The 17,492-nt window shown below is 75.6% G+C and carries 22 protein-coding genes; 10 read left to right on the plus strand and 12 right to left on the minus strand.

Annotation, left to right across the window (positions count from 1 at the left end):
• Both ACYVJ4_RS13290 and ACYVJ4_RS13295 read right to left on the minus strand, forming a co-directional pair.
• Nucleotides 1-1,508: UvrD-helicase domain-containing protein (locus ACYVJ4_RS13290; protein ID WP_460460610.1), on the minus strand; the 1,508-nt coding region annotated here is incomplete at its 3' end.
• A gap of 105 nt (nucleotides 1,509-1,613) precedes the next feature.
• On the minus strand, nucleotides 1,614-1,889 hold the full coding sequence (locus ACYVJ4_RS13295; protein WP_460460645.1) for an MGMT family protein: 276 nt from the start codon (nucleotides 1,887-1,889) through the stop codon (nucleotides 1,614-1,616).
• Between the two features lie 104 nt (nucleotides 1,890-1,993).
• Here ACYVJ4_RS13295 and ACYVJ4_RS13300 point away from each other — a divergent pair, with 104 nt between their 5' ends.
• Nucleotides 1,994-2,377, plus strand: a complete 384-nt coding sequence (locus ACYVJ4_RS13300) for a hypothetical protein (protein WP_460460611.1) — start codon at nucleotides 1,994-1,996, stop codon at nucleotides 2,375-2,377.
• Between the two features lie 39 nt (nucleotides 2,378-2,416).
• Here ACYVJ4_RS13300 and moeB read toward each other — a convergent pair whose 3' ends face one another.
• The 3 genes from moeB to ACYVJ4_RS13315 are packed head-to-tail and all read right to left on the minus strand — an operon-like array spanning nucleotide 2,417 to nucleotide 5,317.
• Entirely contained in the window at nucleotides 2,417-3,610 is a 1,194-nt protein-coding gene (gene moeB, locus ACYVJ4_RS13305) for a molybdopterin-synthase adenylyltransferase MoeB (protein WP_460460612.1), read from the minus strand.
• A 23-nt stretch (nucleotides 3,611-3,633) separates the two neighbouring features.
• Entirely contained in the window at nucleotides 3,634-4,395 is a 762-nt protein-coding gene (locus tag ACYVJ4_RS13310; RefSeq protein ID WP_460460613.1) for a DUF3152 domain-containing protein, read from the minus strand.
• Between the two features lie 13 nt (nucleotides 4,396-4,408).
• Entirely contained in the window at nucleotides 4,409-5,317 is a 909-nt protein-coding gene (locus ACYVJ4_RS13315; RefSeq protein ID WP_460460614.1) for a hypothetical protein, read from the minus strand.
• 231 nt (nucleotides 5,318-5,548) lie between these two features.
• Here ACYVJ4_RS13315 and ACYVJ4_RS13320 point away from each other — a divergent pair, with 231 nt between their 5' ends.
• From ACYVJ4_RS13320 to ACYVJ4_RS13330, 3 genes are all read left to right on the plus strand, one after another.
• Nucleotides 5,549-6,223, plus strand: coding sequence for a TetR/AcrR family transcriptional regulator (locus ACYVJ4_RS13320; protein WP_460460615.1), 675 nt, complete (start codon nucleotides 5,549-5,551; stop codon nucleotides 6,221-6,223).
• An 80-nt stretch (nucleotides 6,224-6,303) separates the two neighbouring features.
• The gene (locus tag ACYVJ4_RS13325) at nucleotides 6,304-6,528 is read left to right on the plus strand and encodes a DUF3107 domain-containing protein (protein ID WP_460460616.1); all 225 of its coding nucleotides are present in this window, start codon (nucleotides 6,304-6,306) and stop codon (nucleotides 6,526-6,528) included.
• Nucleotides 6,529-6,628: 100 nt separating this feature from the next.
• Nucleotides 6,629-6,898 (plus strand): GlsB/YeaQ/YmgE family stress response membrane protein, encoded by a 270-nt coding sequence (locus tag ACYVJ4_RS13330; RefSeq protein WP_460460617.1) that lies wholly within the window; start codon nucleotides 6,629-6,631, stop codon nucleotides 6,896-6,898.
• Nucleotides 6,899-6,991: 93 nt separating this feature from the next.
• Here ACYVJ4_RS13330 and ACYVJ4_RS13335 read toward each other — a convergent pair whose 3' ends face one another.
• Nucleotides 6,992-7,729 (minus strand): ferritin-like fold-containing protein, encoded by a 738-nt coding sequence (locus ACYVJ4_RS13335; protein WP_460460618.1) that lies wholly within the window; start codon nucleotides 7,727-7,729, stop codon nucleotides 6,992-6,994.
• A gap of 194 nt (nucleotides 7,730-7,923) precedes the next feature.
• On the opposite strand from ACYVJ4_RS13335, the gene ACYVJ4_RS13340 reads away from it, so the two are divergent.
• Together ACYVJ4_RS13340 and ACYVJ4_RS13345 are read left to right on the plus strand one after the other, a co-directional pair.
• A complete protein-coding gene (locus tag ACYVJ4_RS13340; RefSeq protein WP_460460619.1) occupies nucleotides 7,924-9,588 on the plus strand; it encodes a DEAD/DEAH box helicase in 1,665 nt (554 codons plus the stop codon).
• Between the two features lie 10 nt (nucleotides 9,589-9,598).
• Complete coding sequence (locus ACYVJ4_RS13345) at nucleotides 9,599-10,174, plus strand: 2'-5' RNA ligase family protein (RefSeq protein ID WP_460460620.1); 576 nt, start codon at nucleotides 9,599-9,601, stop codon at nucleotides 10,172-10,174.
• On the opposite strand, the gene ACYVJ4_RS13350 is transcribed toward ACYVJ4_RS13345, so the two are convergent.
• Genes ACYVJ4_RS13350 through ACYVJ4_RS13365 form a run of 4 tightly spaced genes read right to left on the minus strand, consistent with a single transcriptional unit; the run spans nucleotide 10,161 to nucleotide 12,043 of the window.
• A complete protein-coding gene (locus ACYVJ4_RS13350; RefSeq protein ID WP_460460621.1) occupies nucleotides 10,161-10,832 on the minus strand; it encodes a hypothetical protein in 672 nt (223 codons plus the stop codon). The genes ACYVJ4_RS13345 and ACYVJ4_RS13350 overlap by 14 nt on opposite strands.
• Nucleotides 10,833-10,848: 16 nt before the next feature.
• Nucleotides 10,849-11,382, minus strand: a complete 534-nt coding sequence (locus ACYVJ4_RS13355; protein WP_460460622.1) for a DinB family protein — start codon at nucleotides 11,380-11,382, stop codon at nucleotides 10,849-10,851.
• A gap of 47 nt (nucleotides 11,383-11,429) precedes the next feature.
• A complete protein-coding gene (locus ACYVJ4_RS13360; RefSeq protein ID WP_460460623.1) occupies nucleotides 11,430-11,798 on the minus strand; it encodes a type II toxin-antitoxin system death-on-curing family toxin in 369 nt (122 codons plus the stop codon).
• The gene (locus ACYVJ4_RS13365; protein ID WP_460460624.1) at nucleotides 11,795-12,043 is read right to left on the minus strand and encodes a CopG family transcriptional regulator; all 249 of its coding nucleotides are present in this window, start codon (nucleotides 12,041-12,043) and stop codon (nucleotides 11,795-11,797) included. Before ACYVJ4_RS13365 ends, ACYVJ4_RS13360 begins: the two co-directional genes overlap by 4 nt.
• 63 nt (nucleotides 12,044-12,106) lie before the next feature.
• Here ACYVJ4_RS13365 and ACYVJ4_RS13370 point away from each other — a divergent pair, with 63 nt between their 5' ends.
• The gene (locus ACYVJ4_RS13370; protein WP_460460625.1) at nucleotides 12,107-13,093 is read left to right on the plus strand and encodes a helix-turn-helix transcriptional regulator; all 987 of its coding nucleotides are present in this window, start codon (nucleotides 12,107-12,109) and stop codon (nucleotides 13,091-13,093) included.
• Here the strand turns inward: ACYVJ4_RS13370 and ACYVJ4_RS13375 are convergent.
• On the minus strand, nucleotides 13,090-14,226 hold the full coding sequence (locus ACYVJ4_RS13375) for a DNA glycosylase AlkZ-like family protein (RefSeq protein WP_460460626.1): 1,137 nt from the start codon (nucleotides 14,224-14,226) through the stop codon (nucleotides 13,090-13,092). The genes ACYVJ4_RS13370 and ACYVJ4_RS13375 overlap by 4 nt on opposite strands.
• Before the next feature lie 48 nt (nucleotides 14,227-14,274).
• Here ACYVJ4_RS13375 and ACYVJ4_RS13380 point away from each other — a divergent pair, with 48 nt between their 5' ends.
• Nucleotides 14,275-15,126: an endo alpha-1,4 polygalactosaminidase gene (locus ACYVJ4_RS13380; RefSeq protein WP_460460627.1), complete on the plus strand. Its 852-nt coding sequence runs from the start codon at nucleotides 14,275-14,277 to the stop codon at nucleotides 15,124-15,126.
• On the opposite strand, the gene ACYVJ4_RS13385 is transcribed toward ACYVJ4_RS13380, so the two are convergent.
• Nucleotides 15,105-15,917, minus strand: a complete 813-nt coding sequence (locus ACYVJ4_RS13385; protein ID WP_460460628.1) for a ParA family protein — start codon at nucleotides 15,915-15,917, stop codon at nucleotides 15,105-15,107. The two genes, ACYVJ4_RS13380 and ACYVJ4_RS13385, sit on opposite strands and share 22 nt — an antisense overlap.
• 93 nt (nucleotides 15,918-16,010) lie before the next feature.
• Between ACYVJ4_RS13385 and ACYVJ4_RS13390 the strand changes: the two genes are divergently transcribed.
• A complete protein-coding gene (locus ACYVJ4_RS13390; protein ID WP_460460629.1) occupies nucleotides 16,011-16,406 on the plus strand; it encodes an ATP-binding protein in 396 nt (131 codons plus the stop codon).
• A gap of 48 nt (nucleotides 16,407-16,454) precedes the next feature.
• Entirely contained in the window at nucleotides 16,455-17,474 is a 1,020-nt protein-coding gene (locus tag ACYVJ4_RS13395) for an oxygenase MpaB family protein (RefSeq protein WP_460460630.1), read from the plus strand.
• Nucleotides 17,475-17,492: the final 18 nt, after the last annotated feature.

The raw sequence follows: 17,492 nt of genomic DNA on the forward strand, positions 1-17,492 counted from the left end.
AGCAGGGCCCCGCTGCCGCGGCCGCCGCCGGCCGCGAGCTCCTGCGCGCGCAGCGCCCGCCGCAGCCGGCGCAGCGCCATGGTGTCGGCGCCGCCGAGCGGCGAGAGCAGCAGGCTCTCGGCCACGTCGGGCGCCAGCGGGTCGGGCGAGCCGGCGGCGATCGCCAGGCCGGTCTCGAACGCGTCGAGCAGCGGGACGACGGCCGGCTGGTCGCGCACGGGCAGCTCGGTGAGCGGGACGTCGACGGGCACGCCGGCCAGCGCCAGCCCTCGCCGCAGGGACGACGACCGCGCCCGCCCGCGCACCAGCACCGCCATCTCGGACCAGGGCACGTCGTCGACGAGGTGCTTGCGCCGCAGCAGGTCTGCCACCAGGGCGACCTCGTGCGCCGGGGTGCGCACCACGTGCACCGCGACGTCGCCGGCAGCCCGCTCGAGGTCGGCCGGCTGCTCGACCCGGCGCTGCCGCCCGCCGCCGACCGCCCCGATGCGAGCGGCGACCCGCGCGGTGGTGCCGCGCAGCCCCTCGGGCTGTCGCCACGAGGTGCCGAGCACCACGACGCGGTGGTCGGGGGCGTCGGCCGTCCCGGTGCCCAGCAGCAGACCGGGGTCGGCGCCGCGGAAGGTCTGGGTGGTGGCGTCCGGGTCGCCGGCGACGAGCAGGTCGGGCCGCCCGCCCACGACGGTGCGCACCAGGTCGGCCACGGCCGAGGTGGCCTCGTGCGCGTCGTCGACGACCACCAGCCGCACCAGGTCGCGCACCGACGTCAGCAGGTCGGCGTCGGCCAGCAGCGCGGCCACGGCCTCGCTCGCGATGGCCGCGGGGTCGTACCCGCCGGGCGCCGCGAGCGCGGTGACGTCGAGGTACTCCTCGAGCAGGCCCGCCGCCGAGACCCACTCAGGGCGCTCGTGCCGCTCGCCGAGCTCGGCCAGCTCGGCCGGGCTGATGGCGCGCTCGACGGCCCGCATCAGCAGGTCGCGCAGCTGGCCGCGGAAGCCGCGGGTGGGCAGGGCCGGCAGCAGGTCGTGCGGCCAGCGCGGCGCCGCCCCCTCGCCCTGCGTGTGCCCGGCCAGGAGGTCGCGCAGGACGACGTCCTGCTCGGGGCCGGTGATCAGCCGCGGGGCCGGCTCGCCCGCGAGCGCCGCCGCCTGCCGCAGCACGCCGAACGCGAAGGACCCGGGCGTGCGCGCCAGCGGCTCGCGCACCGTGACCGCCAGCCTCGCCGTGACCAGCTCGCGCAGGCGGGCCGCCGCGAGCCGCGAGGGCGCGAGCACCAGCAGCCGGCCGGGGTCGAGCCCGTCGCGCTGCACGCGGTCGTCGACGGCCTCGACCAGCCCCGTCGTCTTGCCGGTGCCGGGCGGACCCAGCACGCGCAGCGGGCTGCCGCGGTGGTCGACGACGGCCTGCTGGGCGGGGTCGAGGCGCGTCGGCGGCAGGGCGCGCAGCCGCTCGCGGCGCAGGCGCACCGCGGGGCGTTCGCGCCCGGGTCGGCGGGCCGTCGTCGTCACAGGACGATCCCACCACAGGACGCCGACAGGGCGGTCGGACGACGCGACCCGGTCCGACGCGACCCGGTCCGACGCGACCCGGTCCGACGCGACCCGGTCAGGGGTTCAGTCACCGGCCCACCGGGCGCGCGCCATGTCGACCCGGCGACCGTTGGGGCGCAAGGGGGTCCCCTCGGCGCGGTACTCGGTGAACGCGCGGTCCTCCAGCCCGGGCGCCGGCGTGCCGTCGGCCCGCAGCACGCGCCACCAGGCCACCGCCGAGCCGTGCTGCGACATGACCCGGCCGACCTTGCGCGGACCGCCCTCGCCCAGGTACTCCGCCACGTCGCCGTAGGTCACGACCTGCCCCGGCGGCACGCGGTCGACCACGTCCAGCACCATCGCGGCGAAGCGCGGCAGCTCGTCGTCCGGCGGCTCGTCGACGGGTGGGGTCACGGCGCCCAGTCTGCCGGGCGCGCGCCGGCGTCCGTGCCAGACTCGCGGCCATGCGACCGCCCCGAACCGTCCTGCGCCCGTCCGCCGCCGTCGTCCTCGCGCTCGCCGTGCTCGGCGGCTGCAGCCAGGTCGAGGACTCCGCCAAGGGCGCGGCGTCCAGCGCCGCCAGCAAGGCGACCGACCAGGCCAAGACGCAGGCGCGCGAGGCCGCGGTCGACCAGGTCTGCGGGCTCACCGAGGGCTCGGGACCGCTCTCGGACGGCGCGGTGTCGGCGAACGAGAAGGCGGTGATCGCCTCGATCGCCTCGGCGGCCGAGCAGGCCGGCGTCCCGTCGACCTACACCGGTCCGCTGCAGACGATCGCGTCCGACGGCGGCGCCGCCGCGACCAAGGCCGCCTCCGACCAGCTGAAGTCCGCCTGCGCCGACCGCTGACCCCGACCCTGGTCCCGACGTGCGAAGAAAGAGCAGGGGTCAGTAGGTGGGGAGGGAGGGGTCGACCTGCTCGACCCAGGCGAGCACGCCGCCCTCGAGGTGGCGGGCGTCGCCGTGCCCGGCCGCGCGCAGCAGCTCCAGCGCGGACGCCGACCGCGCCCCCGAGCGGCAGTGCAGCACCACCGGCCGGTCGAACGGGATCTCGGCGAAGGCCTCCCCGCTGTCGAAGCGCGCCCGCGGCACCGCGACCGCTCCGGGGATCGACACGACCGCCCGCTCCCCCGGCTCGCGGACGTCGACCAGGACGACGTCCGCCCGGCCCTCGTCCCGCGCCCGCAGCAGCGCGGCGAGCTCGACCGCGCTCACCGAGTCCCCTTCTGCCGCAACGGTTGCCAGCGGCACCCCGCAGAACGCGTCGTAGTCGACCAGCCCGCTCTCGCGCGTGATCGACGGCGCGTCACCGCACACCGGGCACGCGGGGTCGGGCTGCACCGCGAGCTCGCGCCAGGTGGCCCGCAGCGCGTCGTGCACCAGCAGCCGGCCGAGCAGCGGCGTGCCGATGCCGGTGACCAGCTTGACCACCTCGGTGCCCTGGGCCGCGCCGATCGCCGCGCACAGCAGGCCGAGCACGCCGCCCTCGGCGCACGACGGCACGCTGCCGGCCGGCGGCGGCTCGGGGAACAGGCAGCGGTAGCAGGGTCCGTGCCCGCCCCAGAACACGCTGGTCTGCCCGTCGAACCGGTAGATCGACCCCCAGACGCACGGCACGCCCAGCAGCACGCAGGCGTCGTTGACGAGGTAGCGCGTCGGGAAGTTGTCGGTGCCGTCGACCACGAGGTCGTACCCCGCGAGCACGTCGAGGGCGTTGGTCGAGTCCAGCCGCACCGGGTGCTGCACGACCGTCACCAGCGGGTTGACCTCGGCGAGCCGGGCGGCGGCCGAGGCGACCTTGGCCCGGCCGACGTCCGCGACGCCGTGCACGACCTGGCGCTGCAGGTTCGACGCCTCGACGACGTCCGGGTCGACGACGCCGATCGTGCCGACGCCCGCCGCCGCCAGGTAGAGCAGCACCGGCGAGCCGAGCCCGCCGGCCCCGACGACGCACACCCGGGCGTTCGCCAGCCGCCGCTGGCCCAGCTCACCGACCTCAGGGACCAGCAGGTGGCGGGCGTACCGCGCGACCCGGTCGCGGTCCAGCGGCGGACCGGGGTCGACGAGCGGCGGCAGGCTCACCGCCCCACTGTACGAGCGCGACCTCAGGGGTAGGGCCACGCGTTCGGGCGGCAGGGCGCGACCTGCTTGGTCTGCTGCTGCATCACCGGTGCGAGCCGGCCGGCCCCGCCGCACTGCTCGTGGTGGTGCCCCAGCACGTGCCCGACCTCGTGGTTGACGACGTACTGCCGGTACACGTCCAGGTCCGGGAACTCGGGTGTGCCCCGGGCCCACCGGTACGACGTGAGCACCGCGCGGTCGCCGTTGCCGCACGAGAGCTTGCCGTGGGTCACCAGCGGCCGGCACAGCTCGGCCGAGGTGTCGGGGCTGGCGAGCACCACGACGACGTCCGCGTCGCCGGTGGTGCGGGCGAAGGTGCGGGTGCCCCCGTGGCCCCACGAGCGCCGGTCGTTCAGCGTCGCGAGGACCGTCGCGGCGAACGCCCGGACGTCGACGTCGACCCCCTGCTCGACCTCGACCCGCACGCGCACCACCGTCCCCCGTCCCGGCGCGGGCACCGCGCCCGGGACCACGACGAGCCGGCCGGTGCCGCGCTGCCGCACGGTCGTGGGGCTGGGCGTGGACGGGCGCGAGGCCGTCGGCGTCCGCCGGGCCGTCCCGGTGGGCGAGGGCTCCGGCGTCGCCCCCGCCGAGGCCGCGCCCGGCCCGGACGACGGCGGGTCGCCACCGCCGCGGGTCAGGGCCCAGAGCACCACCGCCACCAGGGCGAGCACGACCAGCACGGCCACCAGCCGGCGGCGGCGCACCTGCACCGCGGAGTACCGGCGGGGCGCCTCGGGGCTCACGGCCCCGAGGATGTCACGCGGCCGCGCCGCCCTGGGGACCCACGATCCCGGCACGCCGGTTCAGCGCGTCCAGGGTGGCCCGGACGACGGCGTCGCGCGCGTCGCTGCGCACCAGGGCCGAGCCGGTGAGCCGGTCGATGCCCTGGCTGGTCAGCAGCGACAGCACCACGACGGCGATGTGGTCGGGGCCGACCTGCAGCAGGTCGACCTGGTCGACCTCGAGCCGCGCGGACGTCGACACGACCGCCTCGACGGCGCTGGCCGTCGCGGCCGCGAGCGCCCGGTGCGCGCCCGAGCCGGTGGCGGGACGGCTCGCGATGCCCTCGTGCAGCGCCGCGCCGAGCCGCAGCTGCACGCTGGCCCGCACCTCCTGGCGCTCGGTGCTCACGACGACGCGCTCGACGACGACGCGGGGCGAGCGCTGCTCCTCGGGCTCGGGCAGCGGGAACGGGCGGTGACGGCCCGCGGCCGGGTGACGCAGCTCCGGCGGCGCGGCCGACAGCGCCGCCGTCAGGTCGGTGGTGCCGGCCCGCTCGTCGACCAGCTCCTCGACGAGCTCGGGCGCGCGGACGTCCAGCTCCTCGGGTGCCACCTCGAGCTCGGCGCTGTGGGCCTCGGCCGCCCCGGCCGGCGCGTCGGCGGCGGTGAGCGCACCGTCGTCCAGCGTCTCGACGACGGCCACGACGGGACGGCCGGCCGGGCCGGTCAGGCGCAGCCGCCGCTGGTCGACGCCGAGGCCGAACTTCGAGCGCATCTGGGTGACGGCGGCGCCGACGACGCTCGCGTGGTCCTGGCCGTGGCTGACCTGCACGCGCAGGACGCCGTTGCCGCGCTCGTCGAACTCGAGCACCACGTGCTCGACGCCGGGCACGTGGCTGAGGGCGTCGCACATCGTCGCGGCGTCGACCTCGTACGCGCTCACCGTGGCATCCCGGTCCTTCTGCGTCGCGCCCCCGAGCGGGCGTCCGTCACGGTCACGTCCGAGCGGGTGACGGGGGTCCGTCCGGACGCGCCGAGTCTGCCAGCGCCGATCACGCAGGGACGCCGGATCCGGGCGCGCGACGCCCGGATGGGCTACCGAACCCTCCGAATGGCCTACTGGCCCGTAGGATCGGGCGCCAGACCACCCGGCTGCGCAGGCAGGAGGACACACGTGACGACGTCACCGGCGACGCGGGGCCGCAGCGCCCGGCTCCCCAGGAACGCCCGCCGCGCCCAGCTGCTCGAGGCCGCCCAGGAGGTGTTCGTCCGCTCCGGCTACCACGCCGCGGCCATGGACGAGATCGCCGACCAGGCCGGGGTGTCCAAGCCGGTGCTCTACCAGCACTTCCCCAGCAAGCTCGAGCTCTACCTCGCGCTGCTCGACCAGCACACCGGCGAGCTCGTCGACGCCGTGCGCGCGGCACTGGCGTCGACGTCCGACAACAAGCAGCGGGTCGCGGCGACGATGGCCGCCTACTTCGAGTTCGTCGACCGCGAGGGCGAGCCGTTCCGGCTGGTCTTCGAGTCCGACCTCACCAACGAGGCCGCCGTGCGTGAGCGGGTCGACGACGTCACCGAGCGCTGCGCCGACGCCATCGCCGAGGTCATCAGCGAGGACACCTCGCTGCCGGCCGACGAGGCCAAGCTGCTCGGGGTGGCGCTGACCGGCATGGCCCAGGTGACCGCGCGGTACTGGCTGCAGACCGGCGGCTCGATCCCCCGCGACGCCGCAGGCCGGCTCATCGCCCAGCTGTCGTGGCGCGGGCTGGGCGGCTTCCCCAAGATCGACGCCGGTCAGTCCACCGTCAGCGAACACGCGGAACAGGTCGCCGCGTCCCGCCGTTAGCCTGTCGCAGCCAGCACCACCCCCGAACCACCCGAGCACCACCCGAGAACCACCGAGACCAGAGCCAGGAGGCCCCCGCCGTGGAGGTCAAGATCGGCGTCCAGAACGTCGCCCGCGAGATCACGCTGGAGTCCGCGCAGAGCGCCGCCGAGGTGACCGCCCTCGTCGACGCCGCGATCAGCGACGGCAGCCTGCTGCGCCTCACCGACGACAAGGGCCGCACCGTGGTCGTGCCGGGCGCCGTGATCGGGTACGTCGACCTCGGCCAGGAGTCCGAGCGCCGGGTCGGCTTCGGCACCCTCTGACCGTCCGGACGGTCCCGTTTCGTCTGGCGGGGTGCCGTGGGTCGTGCCAGAGTCTCGCCGGGCTGATCATCAGTCAGCCACGGAACGGGAGGAACCACACATGACCATCGGCGGCATCATCAGCGCCATCATCATCGGCGCCGTCATCGGCGCCCTCGGGCGTCTCGTGATCCCGGGCAAGCAGAACATCGGCATCCTGCTCACGATCGTCGTCGGCATCGTCGCCGCGATCGTGGGCACGCTGATCGTCGGCGGGCTGCAGGACACCAAGGGCGTCGACTGGGTCGAGATCCTGGTGCAGGTCGTCCTGGCCGCGCTGGGCGTGCTGCTCGTCAGCCGGATCAAGGGCGGGCGCGGCGCCGTGCGCTGACGCGTCCCCCACGCACGAGGGCCGCACCCCACCGGGGTGCGGCCCTCGTCGCGTGCCGGCCCTGCCGTCCTTCCCCGTGTCGCGCGAGCCGGGTCAGGCCGACAGCCCGAGCCGCCCCATCCGCCGCGTGTGCTCCCCGGTCAGCCGGGCGAACATCCGGCCGATCTCGGCCAGGTCGGCGCCGCCGGAGTGGTAGCCGCCGCCGATCAGCAGGCTGCCCAGCGCGTCGCGCTCGGCCGCCACCCGCTGGGCCTGCGAGAGCGCCTCGCCGACCAGCCGCCGTCCCCACAGCGCCAGCCGGCCGGCCACGGTGTTGTCGCGGTCGATGGCCTCGCGCACCGTGCGCACCGCGAACTCGCCCTGCCCCATGTCCTGCAGCACCTCGAGCACCAGCGCGCGCGTGCCGGGGTCGACGTAGGCCGAGACCTCCCGGTAGAAGTCGGTCGCGATGCCGTCGCCGACGTAGGCCTTGACCAGGCCCTCCAGCCAGGACGACGGGCGGGTGCGGTCGTGGAAGGCGTCGATGGCCTCGACGAACGGGTGCATGGCGTCGGCGACGTCCGCGTCGAGCTCGCGCAGCCGCGCGTCCAGCAGCTCGTAGTGGTGGAACTCGCTGACCGCCTGCCGGCCCAGCGCGGCCTTGTCGTCCAGGCTCGGGGCGAGCTCGGCGTCCGCCGCCAGCCGGCTGAAGGCGGTCAGCTCGCCGTAGGCCATGGCGCCCAGCAGGTCGACGACGGCCTGGCGGTACTCCGCGTCGGCGAACGGGTCGGGCTGCCCGTCCGGCGGGGCGAGCGGCTGGACGTCGGGCTCGTCGTCGGGCGGGGGCGTCATGACGACGGAGCGTAGCCGCGGCGGGTAGACTGGTGCTCATCCTGGATGCCCGGTCGGACCATCTACGCACGAGACGGCACATCGCCAGCACGGCACGAGCCTGAAGACACCCGATCGGCTCCGCCCCAGCGGAGCGGCCCGCCAGCGCACCCCGCGCCCGGCGTGCGGCCCCCGCCCGATGCGATCGGAAGCTCGTGACGACCGACACCACCACCCCTGACACCCCTGTGCGCACGTTCGCGGACTTCGCCGTGCGCGCCGACATCGTCGAGGCGCTCTCGCGCGTCGGCATCACCACGCCCTTCCCGATCCAGGCGATGACCCTGCCGGTCGCGCTCGACGGGCACGACATCATCGGCCAGGCCAAGACCGGCACCGGCAAGACCCTCGGCTTCGGCCTGCCGCTGCTGCAGCGCAGCGTGGCGCCGGGCGAGGACGGCTTCGACGCGCTCGAGGCGCCCGGCAAGCCGCAGGCGCTCGTCGTCGTCCCGACCCGCGAGCTCGCGGTGCAGGTGGCCGGCGACCTCGAGACCGCCAGCACCCTGCGCCCGACCCGCGTGCTCACCGTCTACGGCGGTCGCGCGTACGAGCCGCAGGTCGAGGCGCTGGTGCGCGGCGTCGAGGTCGTCGTCGGCACGCCGGGCCGGCTGCTCGACCTGGCCCAGCAGGGCCACCTCGACCTCGGCCACGTCCGCACCCTGGTGCTGGACGAGGCCGACGAGATGCTCGACCTCGGCTTCCTGCCGGACGTCGAGCGGCTGCTCGCGCTGACGCCGTCCGGCCGCCAGATGATGCTGTTCTCGGCCACCATGCCGGGCGCCGTGGTCTCGCTGGCCCGCCGGTTCATGACCCAGCCGACGCACATCCGCGCGATCGACCCGGCCGACGACGGCGCGACGCTGAAGGCGATCTCGCAGTTCGTCTACCGCGCGCACGCCATGGACAAGGTCGAGATGGTCGCGCGCATCCTGCAGGCCGAGGGGCGCGGGCTGACGATGATCTTCGCCCGCACCAAGCGCACCGTCGCCAAGGTCGCCGACGACCTGGCCGAGCGTGGGTTCGCCGCTGCCGCGATCCACGGCGACCTCGGGCAGGGTGCCCGCGAGCAGGCGCTGCGCGCGTTCCGCAACGGCAAGGTCGACGTCCTGGTCGCCACCGACGTCGCCGCCCGCGGCATCGACGTCGAGGGCATCACCCACGTCATCAACTACCAGTGCACCGAGGACGAGAAGACCTACCTGCACCGGATCGGCCGCACCGGCCGCGCCGGCCGCACCGGCGTCGCCGTCACCTTCGTCGACTGGGACGACATGCCGCGCTGGGGCCTGATCAACAAGGCCCTCGACCTCGGCATCCCCGAGCCGCAGGAGACCTACTCCTCCAGCCCGCACCTGTTCACCGACCTCGGCATCCCCGACGGCACCAAGGGCACGCTCCCCCGCTCGCAGCGCACCCGCGAGGGCCTGGGCGCCGAGCAGGTCGAGGACCTCGGCGAGACCGGCAAGCGCGGCCGCGGCGACGACCGCCCGCGCTCCGGCGGTCGGTCCGAGGGCCGCTCCGGCGGTCGGTCCGGCAGTCGCTCCGAGGGCCGCTCCGAGGGCCGCTCCGAGCGGTCCGGCCGGGACGGCGAGGAGCGGGCTCCCCGCGAGCGCAACCGTCGCCGCACCCGGGGTGGGCAGTCCGGCTCGTCCGACCAGGCCGGCGCACCGGCCGGCTCCGGCGAGGGCCAGCCGTCCGCCGCGGGCGCCGGGTCGTCGTCCGAGGGCGGCGAGGGCGCACCGCGCCGCCGCCGTCGTCGGGGTGGCCGGGGCCGTGGCGGCGCCAGCGCCGCCGAGGCCACCGCCACCGCCGCGGACTGACCCCCGCGTCGTGAGCGACGACGTCGAGCGCGGGCGGTTCTCGCGCGGGCTCATCCTGTCGCTGCCCGGCCTGGCCGAGTTCACCTCGCGGTGGCGCTCGACGTCGTACGCGCCGGACCAGCCGGCGCTGTCGATCGAGCGGCGGTTCCCGCCGCACGTCACGCTGCTGGCACCGTGGGCCGAGCCGGACGACGCCGCCGCGCTCGAGCGGCTGCGCCAGGTCGCCGAGCGCTCGGCCCCGTTGCGGCTGCGCTTCTCGACGGCCGACCGGTTCGAGGGCACCGGCGTGGTCTGGCTGCGGCCGGACCCCGAGCCGCTGCTGGACGCCCTGCTCGCCGACGTCCTCACGACGTTCCCCGAGTACCCGCCCTACGACGGGCTGCACCCCGAGCCGACGCTGCACCTGACCGTCTCGGCGGACGGCGGCCCCGACCTGCTCGCGGAGGTGCGTGCCGAGCTCGCGACGAGCGGGCCGGTCGAGCACGACGTCGACCGGATCAGCGTGTTCGCCCGCGACGAGGACGACGTGTGGCGCGAGGCCGCGTGGGCTCCGCTCGGCGGAGGGGCGCCGGTCAGCGGGGCGTGAGGTCCTTGTCCTCCAGCTCCCAGGTGTGGTCCAGGACGTGGAACGCGGTGTGCCGCACCAGGAACGGCAGGTTCCACGAGCGCATCCGCTTGCCCTCGCCGGTGTTGTACTCGCGCATCCGGGCGACGTAGGCCTCGCGGTGCCGCCGGACGTCGGCCGTGGTGGTCAGTCCGTCCTGCGGCACCGGGAGGCCGAGGCGCTTGGCGAACAGGCCGCTCTCGACGCCGAGGACGTGGCCGACGACCTCGTCGCGTTCGCGCCCGCCGCCGCGCGGCCCCTTGCGCAGCTCGGCCGAGACGCGCGCGGAGACCTCGTCGAACGCCGCCCAGCACGAGCGCAGCAGGGAGATCGAGCGGTCGAGCGCGGCGTCGTCGACCGGCTCGGTCTCGAACGGGGACGGCGCGAACGAGATGCCCCAGAAGTCGGTCGAGCCCGTGCCGACCTCCTCGAGCACCACCTCGACGTCGCCGGACGCGTCGAGCTCGTCGGCCAGCCCGGCGGCCTCGGCGACGGGGCGGTAGCGGTCGCGGTAGGCGACGAGGGTCTCGACGGCCTCGTCCGCGGTCTTGGCGCCGCGGCTCCATCCCGGCCAGTCGACGGCGAACGCCACCGACTTCTTGTCCTTCGGGCCTCGTTGGACGACCGCTCGTACCGGCATCCTCGGATGCTAGGCGCTACTGGCCCGTGCGGCCGTCGACGCACTCGCGCAGCAGGTCGGCGTGCCCGACGTGCCGGGCGTACTCCTCGACCATGTGCACCAGGACGTCGCGCACCTCGACCTGCTCGCCGTGGTGGTCGAGCAGCTGGTCGAACGGCACGTCGAGCGCCGCCCACTCCTCGGCGGCCCGCACCTCGCGGCGCCAGGACGCCCACGCCTCCTCGACGACCGCCGGGTCGGCGACCGCGCCGTCGAAGTCGAGGTCGCGGTCGTCGCCGCCGTCGTACAGGCGGGGCGCGTCGGTGCGGCCCTGGAGCACGCGCTGGAACCACTGGTTCTCGACGCGGGCCAGGTGCCGCAGCAGACCCAGCAACGACATCGTGGACGGCGGCACCGACCGGCGGGCCAGCTGCTCGGCGTCCAGGCCCTGGCACTTCAGCTCGAACGCGATCCGGTAGTTGCTCAGGTACCCCAGCACGTTCTCGCGCTCGCCGCGGAAGGGGACGTACACGCGCGGGTCCTCGTCGGCGGGCAGCCACATGTCGCTCATGCCCCTACCCGACCAGACCACGCGCCGTCCGGGCAACCGCGACGGCCTCAGCGTTCCCGGACCCGCAGGCGTCGGGCGATCTCCTGGACGTCGTCCAGCCCGGCGGGCACGTCGCGGTCCAGCAGGGCGAGGACGGCCTCGTCGTCGGCCGTGATCTCGGAGCCGTTGATGGTCACGAACGCGTGGGCGCAGAGCAGGGCGAGCCGCTTGTTCCCGTCGACCAGTGCCTGGTTCTGCGCCACCGAGTGCAGGAGGGCGGCGGCCTTCTCCCCCAAGGACGGGTAGGCGTCGGTGCCGAAGACCGTCGTCTGCGGGCGCTTGAGCGCCGAGTCCAGCAGCCCCGGGTCCTTCAACTGCCAGCCGTGCCGGGCGACGACCTTCAGGACGATCTCGAGCGTGAGGAAGCGAGGGGTCACGCGAGGCGGTCGAGGACGTCGGCCCACCGCCGCGCACCCTGCTCGAAGGCGGCGAGAGCGTCGTGCTCCAGGGAGTGCCGCTCGGCCGCCTCGACGATCGCGGCCTGGATGACGTCGTTCTCGGACGCGCCCGGATGCGCCGCGACGAGGTCGGACAGGGCCTGGACGCCGGCCGGGTCGAGGCGCAACGTCTTCGGCGTGCGGTGCGCGCGCGCCCGCGTCGTCCGGCTGCCCGAGGTGGCCATGCCGTCGATGATAGCAGAGTGATAGCACCCGGGCCGGGTCGTCCGGGCGTTAGGGTCGCGTCGATGAGCGCCGACTCCAGCCCCACCGCGCGGGCGCTGCTCGCGCTCGAGCTGCTGCAGGCGAGCCCGGGCATCACCGCGGACCGGCTGGCCGAGCGGCTCGGGGTGAGCGAGCGGGCCGCCCGGCGTTACGTCGGGATCCTGCGCGAGGCCGGCATCCCGGTGGAGTCGGTGCGCGGGCCGTACGGCGGCTACCGGGTCGGCCGCGGCGTGCGGCTGCCGCCGCTGGTGTTCAGCGCGGCCGAGGCGCTGGGGCTCGTCATGGCGGTGCTCGACGGGCACCACGACGCCGGCAACCCGACGGACCCGGTGGGCAGCGCGCTCGGCAAGATCATGCGCGCGCTGCCCGAACCCGTTGCGGCACAGGCAGAAGCGGTGCGCCGGTCGACCGCCCCGGCGCCCGACCGTGCCGCCGCCCGGCCCGACCCCGACGCCACCATCGCGCTCGTCACGGCGTGCGGCGAACGCCGTCCGGTGCGGTTCGGCTACCGCTCGGAGTCCGGCTCGGAGTGGGACGTCGACGCCGACCCGTGGGCGGTGGTGGTGCGGCACGGGCGGTGGTACCTGCTGTGCTGGTCGCACTCGGCGCAGGACCGTCGCGCCTACCGGGTCGACCGGGTGCACGACGTCCGGCCGCTGGAGGGCAGCATCACCCCGCCGTCGGACCTCGACCCCGTCGGCATGCTCGAGGACCACCTCGCGGTCGGTTGGGAGTACGCGTGCGAGGTGCTGGTCGAGGCGCCGGTCGAGCAGGCGGTGCGCTGGCTGCCGCGCACCCTGGGCCGGCTGACCGCGGTGGACGACGGCACGTCGCGGCTGGTGGGCAGCACCGGCAACCCCTACTGGTACGCCGAGCTGCTGGTGAAGGTGCCGGTGCCGTACCGCGTGGTGGGCGGCCCCGAGCTGCGGCACGCGGCGCGGGCCCTCGGTCGGCGGCTGCTCGCCGCCGGCGAGGAGTGCGCGGGCGAGGAGACCCGGGGCGAGACCTAGCCCGGCAGGTCGAGGTCGAGCTCGAGCCAGTCGGCGAGCGAGCGCAGCTCGCGGTGCACCTCGCGGGTGAGGGTGGCGCTGAACGGCACGTCCTCGTGCACGGCGTCGACGCGCAGCACGCCGCGGCGCCGGTCGGACGTCGCGTCGACCTTGCCGACGAGCCGGTCGCCGTGCAGCACCGGCAGGGCGAAGTAGCCCCAGCGGCGCTTGGCCGCGGGCTTGTACATCTCGAGCTGGTAGTCGAACTCGAACAGCTCGGCGACGCGCTTGCGGTCGAAGACGAGCCGGTCGAGCGGCGACAGCACCGCGGTGCGGCCGCGGAACCCGGCGCCCAGCCTGCCGTCGTCCAGATAGGCGGGGTCGACCTGCCACGTGCCGCGCACGCCCTCGACCACGGCCGGCTCGCCCGCGTCGCCCACGTGGTTCGGCTCGCCGACGAGCGTCGCGCGGCGGCGGGCGATGCCGAGCGCGGCCAGGCGTCGCCGGTCGCGCTCGCGCTCGGCCTGCTCGGCCGGGACGACGGGGTCGTCGGGGTAGACGCGCTCGGCGAGGTCCCACCAGCGCTCGCGGTTCTCGCGCCGCGTGACGGCGACCTCGCCGCGGGCGCGCATGAAGTCGAGCATCCGCACGACGTTCTTGTCGTTCGTCCAGCCCGACGACCGCCACGGGACGTCGCAGGTGTCGGGCAGCGCGCGGGCGGGCAGCGGCCCGTCGGCCCGCAGCCGGTCGAGCACGTCGAGCCGGCACCCGCGGTTGGCCTCGACCCACTCGGCGAGCTCCTCCTGCCACTCCGTCAGCTCGCCGCGGCCGGGCCAGTCCGCCATGTCGGCGCGGTAGAGCGCGACGTCCTCGCGCGGGCGCAGCATGCCGTCGAGGTCGATCAGCCGCTGCTGGTCGACCACGGCCTCGAGCTCGTCGGGCGACCCGGCGCGCCCGAGCCGGCTCCAGACGACCAGCTCGGCGTTGGGGGCGACGTGCGCGGTGAGGTCGTTCTGCACCAGGGTCAGGCGGCGCACCGTCGCCATCAGGTCGTCGGGCCGCTCGGCGGTCAGCAGCTGCGCCGTCACCGCGATGCGGCGCGCGTCGCGGCGCGACAGCTGGTGCGCGGCCCCCTGCCGCTGGACGGATGACACGTCCGCGACCCTAGCGACGCCGTCCGACGTCCCGGGTAGCGTCGACGCGTGCGCCCGGCCCGAACGCTCCCAGCCCTGCTGACCGCGGCGGTCGCCTGCCTGCTCGCCGCGGGAGTGCTGGCGCCGGGCCCGGCCGCCGCCGCCACCCGGCCGCGGGTTCCGGCCGACGCGACCTTCGACTACCAGATCGGCTCGGCCTACCGCCCTCGCGCGGGCGTCGACGTCGTCTCGCGCGACTGGTTCGAGGGCCGGCCGATGGGGCGCGGGTACTCGATCTGCTACGTCAACGCCTTCCAGACCCAGGACGACGACCCCTCGGTCGACCGGCCCGACGAGCGCTCGCGCTGGCCGGCCGACCTGGTGCTCACCCGGCTCGGCGACGACCCGAGCTGGGGCGGCGAGTACCTGGTCGACCTCAGCACGTCGGCGAAGCGCTCGGCCGCGGCGCGCTGGGTGCAGCCGATGCTGCAGACCTGCCGCCGCAAGGGGTTCCAGGCCGTCGAGCTCGACAACCTCGACTCGTGGACCCGCTTCGACGGCACGCCGCTCGAGAGCAGCGTGCCCTTCGGCCAGGCGCAGGCCGTGGCCTACGCGCGCCTGCTGACCCGGGCGGCCCACCACCTGGGACTGTCGGTGGCGCAGAAGAACACGCCGCAGCTCGGCCGGCACGTGTCGCGGGAGTGGATCGGCTTCGACCTCGCGGTGGCCGAGCAGTGCGGGCGCTACGCCGAGTGCCGCTCGTACACCTACGCGTTCGGCAACCAGGTCGTCGACGTCGAGTACGACGACGTCGGGTACCGGCGCGCGTGCCGTGACGTCGGGGCGCGGATCGGCGTGGTGCGCCGCGACCGCGACGTCACCGCGCCGGGGTCGTCGACCTACCGCTTCGCGGCCTGCTGATCCCAGTCCGCCAGCACGCGGGCCGCGGTCTCGCGGTAGGCCTCGGCGCCCTTCGACGTGCGCGCCGTCGCCAGGATCGAGCGCCCGACGGCCGGGGCCTCGGCGAACCGCACCGACTTCGGGATCGGGTCGAGCACCGGCAGGCCGTAGCGGCCGGGCAGGTCGGCGAGCACGGCCCGGGCGTGCGTCGTCCGGCCGTCGAACAGCGTCGGCAGGATGCCCAGCACCTCGAGGTCGCGGTTGAGCACCCGCTGGACGTCGGCCACGGTGTCGAGCAGCTGGCCGACACCGCGGTGGCTGAGCATCTCGCACTGCAACGGCACGAGCACCTGGTCGGCCGCGGTCAGCGCGTTGAGGGTGAGCACGCCCAGCGAGGGCGAGCAGTCGAGCAGCACGACGTCGTAGCCGTCGAGCAGCGGCTCCAGCGCCGAGCGCAGCACGAACTCGCGGCCGGGGCGGCTGAGCAGCTGGGCGTCGACGCCGGCGAGCTCGATGGTCGACGCGACGAGGTCGACGCCGTCGTCCGTCGGGTGCACGGCGTCCGCCGCCGCGACCGTGCCGAGCAGCACCTCGCCGATGCTGGTGTCGACGGTGTCGGGGTCGATGCCGAGCGAGAAGGTCAGGCAGGCCTGCGCGTCCAGGTCGACCAGCAGCACCCGACGTCCGGCCTCGGCGAACGCCGCTCCCAGCGCCGCCACGGTGGTCGTCTTGGCCACGCCGCCCTTCTGGTTGGCGACCGCCAGCACGCGGGCGCCGCCCGTGCGGGCGGTGGTCGGGGGCCGACGGGCCACGGGCTCCTCCAGGGTCGACGCGCGGGGTCTGTGACGGGCGAGCAGGAAGTGACGTCGGTGAACAGTGTTGCCGGACGTCCAGGATAGGCAACAATGACCCCCGTGGAGCTGGTCGAGACCGTGCGCAGCGAGCCGCGGGAGGTGTCGCGCGTCCGTCACGCGCTGGCCGACGCCCTGACCGCGTGGGGCGTCCCGGACGACGACACCGACGTCGCGGTGCTGCTGACGAGCGAGATCGTCACCAACGCGATCCGGCACGGCCACCCCCCGGTGCTGGTGCACGCCGAGCTGCACGGCCTCGGGCTGCGGGTGGCGGTCGACGACGGCGGCCACGACGGCGCCGAGCAGGTCGAGCCGGTCGCCGACGTCCACTGGGACGACCGCGGCGGGCGCGGGCTGCACCTCGTCGAGGCGCTCGCCCACCAGTGGGGTGTCGTCGACGTCCCGGCCGGCAAGCAGGTCTGGTTCGAGCTGCGCCTGGCCGGCTGAGCGCTTCGCCGAGATGCACGGCCCGCCCGGGCCTGCGATGGTCGAGGGGTGAGCCGAGGGCGCACCGCACGACCCCAGGGTCCCGGCAGCCCCGTCGAGGGCGGCTGGCAGGTCCCGCCTGCCGTGGACCGGCTGGCCGGGCTCGAACCTCCCGAGCACTTGGACGACGTCGACGTCGACGACCTGGACCTCGACCTCGACGTCCTGCACCTGCCGGACGCGACCGCCGACCCCGACCTCGGGCTGTTCGGCCCGACGTCCGTCACCTGGCGCCTGCACGCCGACCCCGTGCTCGGCCTGGCCGGGCTGCGCGCGCTGATGCTGCAGGCCCTGCACCCGAGGGCGGCCGAGGCGGTCGGGCAGCACTCGAGCTTCCGCGAGGACGTGTGGGGCCGGCTGGCCCGCACCAGCGAGTTCGTCGCGGTCACGACCTACGGCACGCGCGGCGAGGCCCTCTCGGCCGGCGCCCACGTGCGCGCCCTGCACGCGCTGATGTCGGCGGTCGACCCCGCCACCGGCCACGGCTACCGCGTGGACGAGCCCGAGCTGCTGACCTGGGTGCACTGCTGCCTGGTGGACTCGGTGCTCGACGTCCTGCGCCGCTCGGGCTCGCCGCTGGACGCCGACGACGCGGACCGCTACGTCGGCGAGCAGGTGCGGGCGGCGGTGCTGGTCGGCCTCGAGCCCGGGGACGTCCCGCACGACGTCGAGCAGCTCGCGCAGTACTTCCGCGACCTCCGGCCCTCGCTGCGCGCCACCCGCGTCGCGCGCGAGGAGGTCAGCTACGTGATCGCGCCGCCCATCCCGGCGCGCGTCGCGCCGGTGGCCCGGCCGGCGTGGTCGGCGGTCGCCGGGTTGGCGTTCGCCGCCCTGCCGCCGTGGGCCCGCCGGCTGTACTCGATGCCGTCGTTGCCCGGCGCCGCCGCGCTGCACGGGGCCGCCACCACGGTGGCCCTGCACACGCTGCGCGCGTCGCTGCGCGGGGTGCAGGGCGTCGTCCCGCCGCTGCGAGCCGGACCCCACCTGCGCTCGGCGCGCCAGCGCCTCGCCGCCGCCCCAGACCACTGACCCCCGCACCCAGACGGC

This window comes from Angustibacter peucedani (genome assembly GCF_054779595.1).

Coding starts and splice junctions, on each gene's coding strand:
- ACYVJ4_RS13370 (WP_460460625.1), top strand. CDS start 12,107: ATGAGCGCCGACTCCAGCCCCACCGCGCGGGCGCTGCTCGCGCTCGAG.
- ACYVJ4_RS13390 (WP_460460629.1), top strand. CDS start 16,011: ATGACCCCCGTGGAGCTGGTCGAGACCGTGCGCAGCGAGCCGCGGGAG.
- ACYVJ4_RS13335 (WP_460460618.1), bottom strand. CDS start 7,729: ATGACGCCCCCGCCCGACGACGAGCCCGACGTCCAGCCGCTCGCCCCG.
- ACYVJ4_RS13365 (WP_460460624.1), bottom strand. CDS start 12,043: ATGGCCACCTCGGGCAGCCGGACGACGCGGGCGCGCGCGCACCGCACG.
- ACYVJ4_RS13295 (WP_460460645.1), bottom strand. CDS start 1,889: ATGGTGCTGGACGTGGTCGACCGCGTGCCGCCGGGGCAGGTCGTGACC.
- ACYVJ4_RS13330 (WP_460460617.1), top strand. CDS start 6,629: ATGACCATCGGCGGCATCATCAGCGCCATCATCATCGGCGCCGTCATC.
- ACYVJ4_RS13350 (WP_460460621.1), bottom strand. CDS start 10,832: ATGCCGGTACGAGCGGTCGTCCAACGAGGCCCGAAGGACAAGAAGTCG.
- ACYVJ4_RS13300 (WP_460460611.1), top strand. CDS start 1,994: ATGCGACCGCCCCGAACCGTCCTGCGCCCGTCCGCCGCCGTCGTCCTC.
- ACYVJ4_RS13355 (WP_460460622.1), bottom strand. CDS start 11,382: ATGAGCGACATGTGGCTGCCCGCCGACGAGGACCCGCGCGTGTACGTC.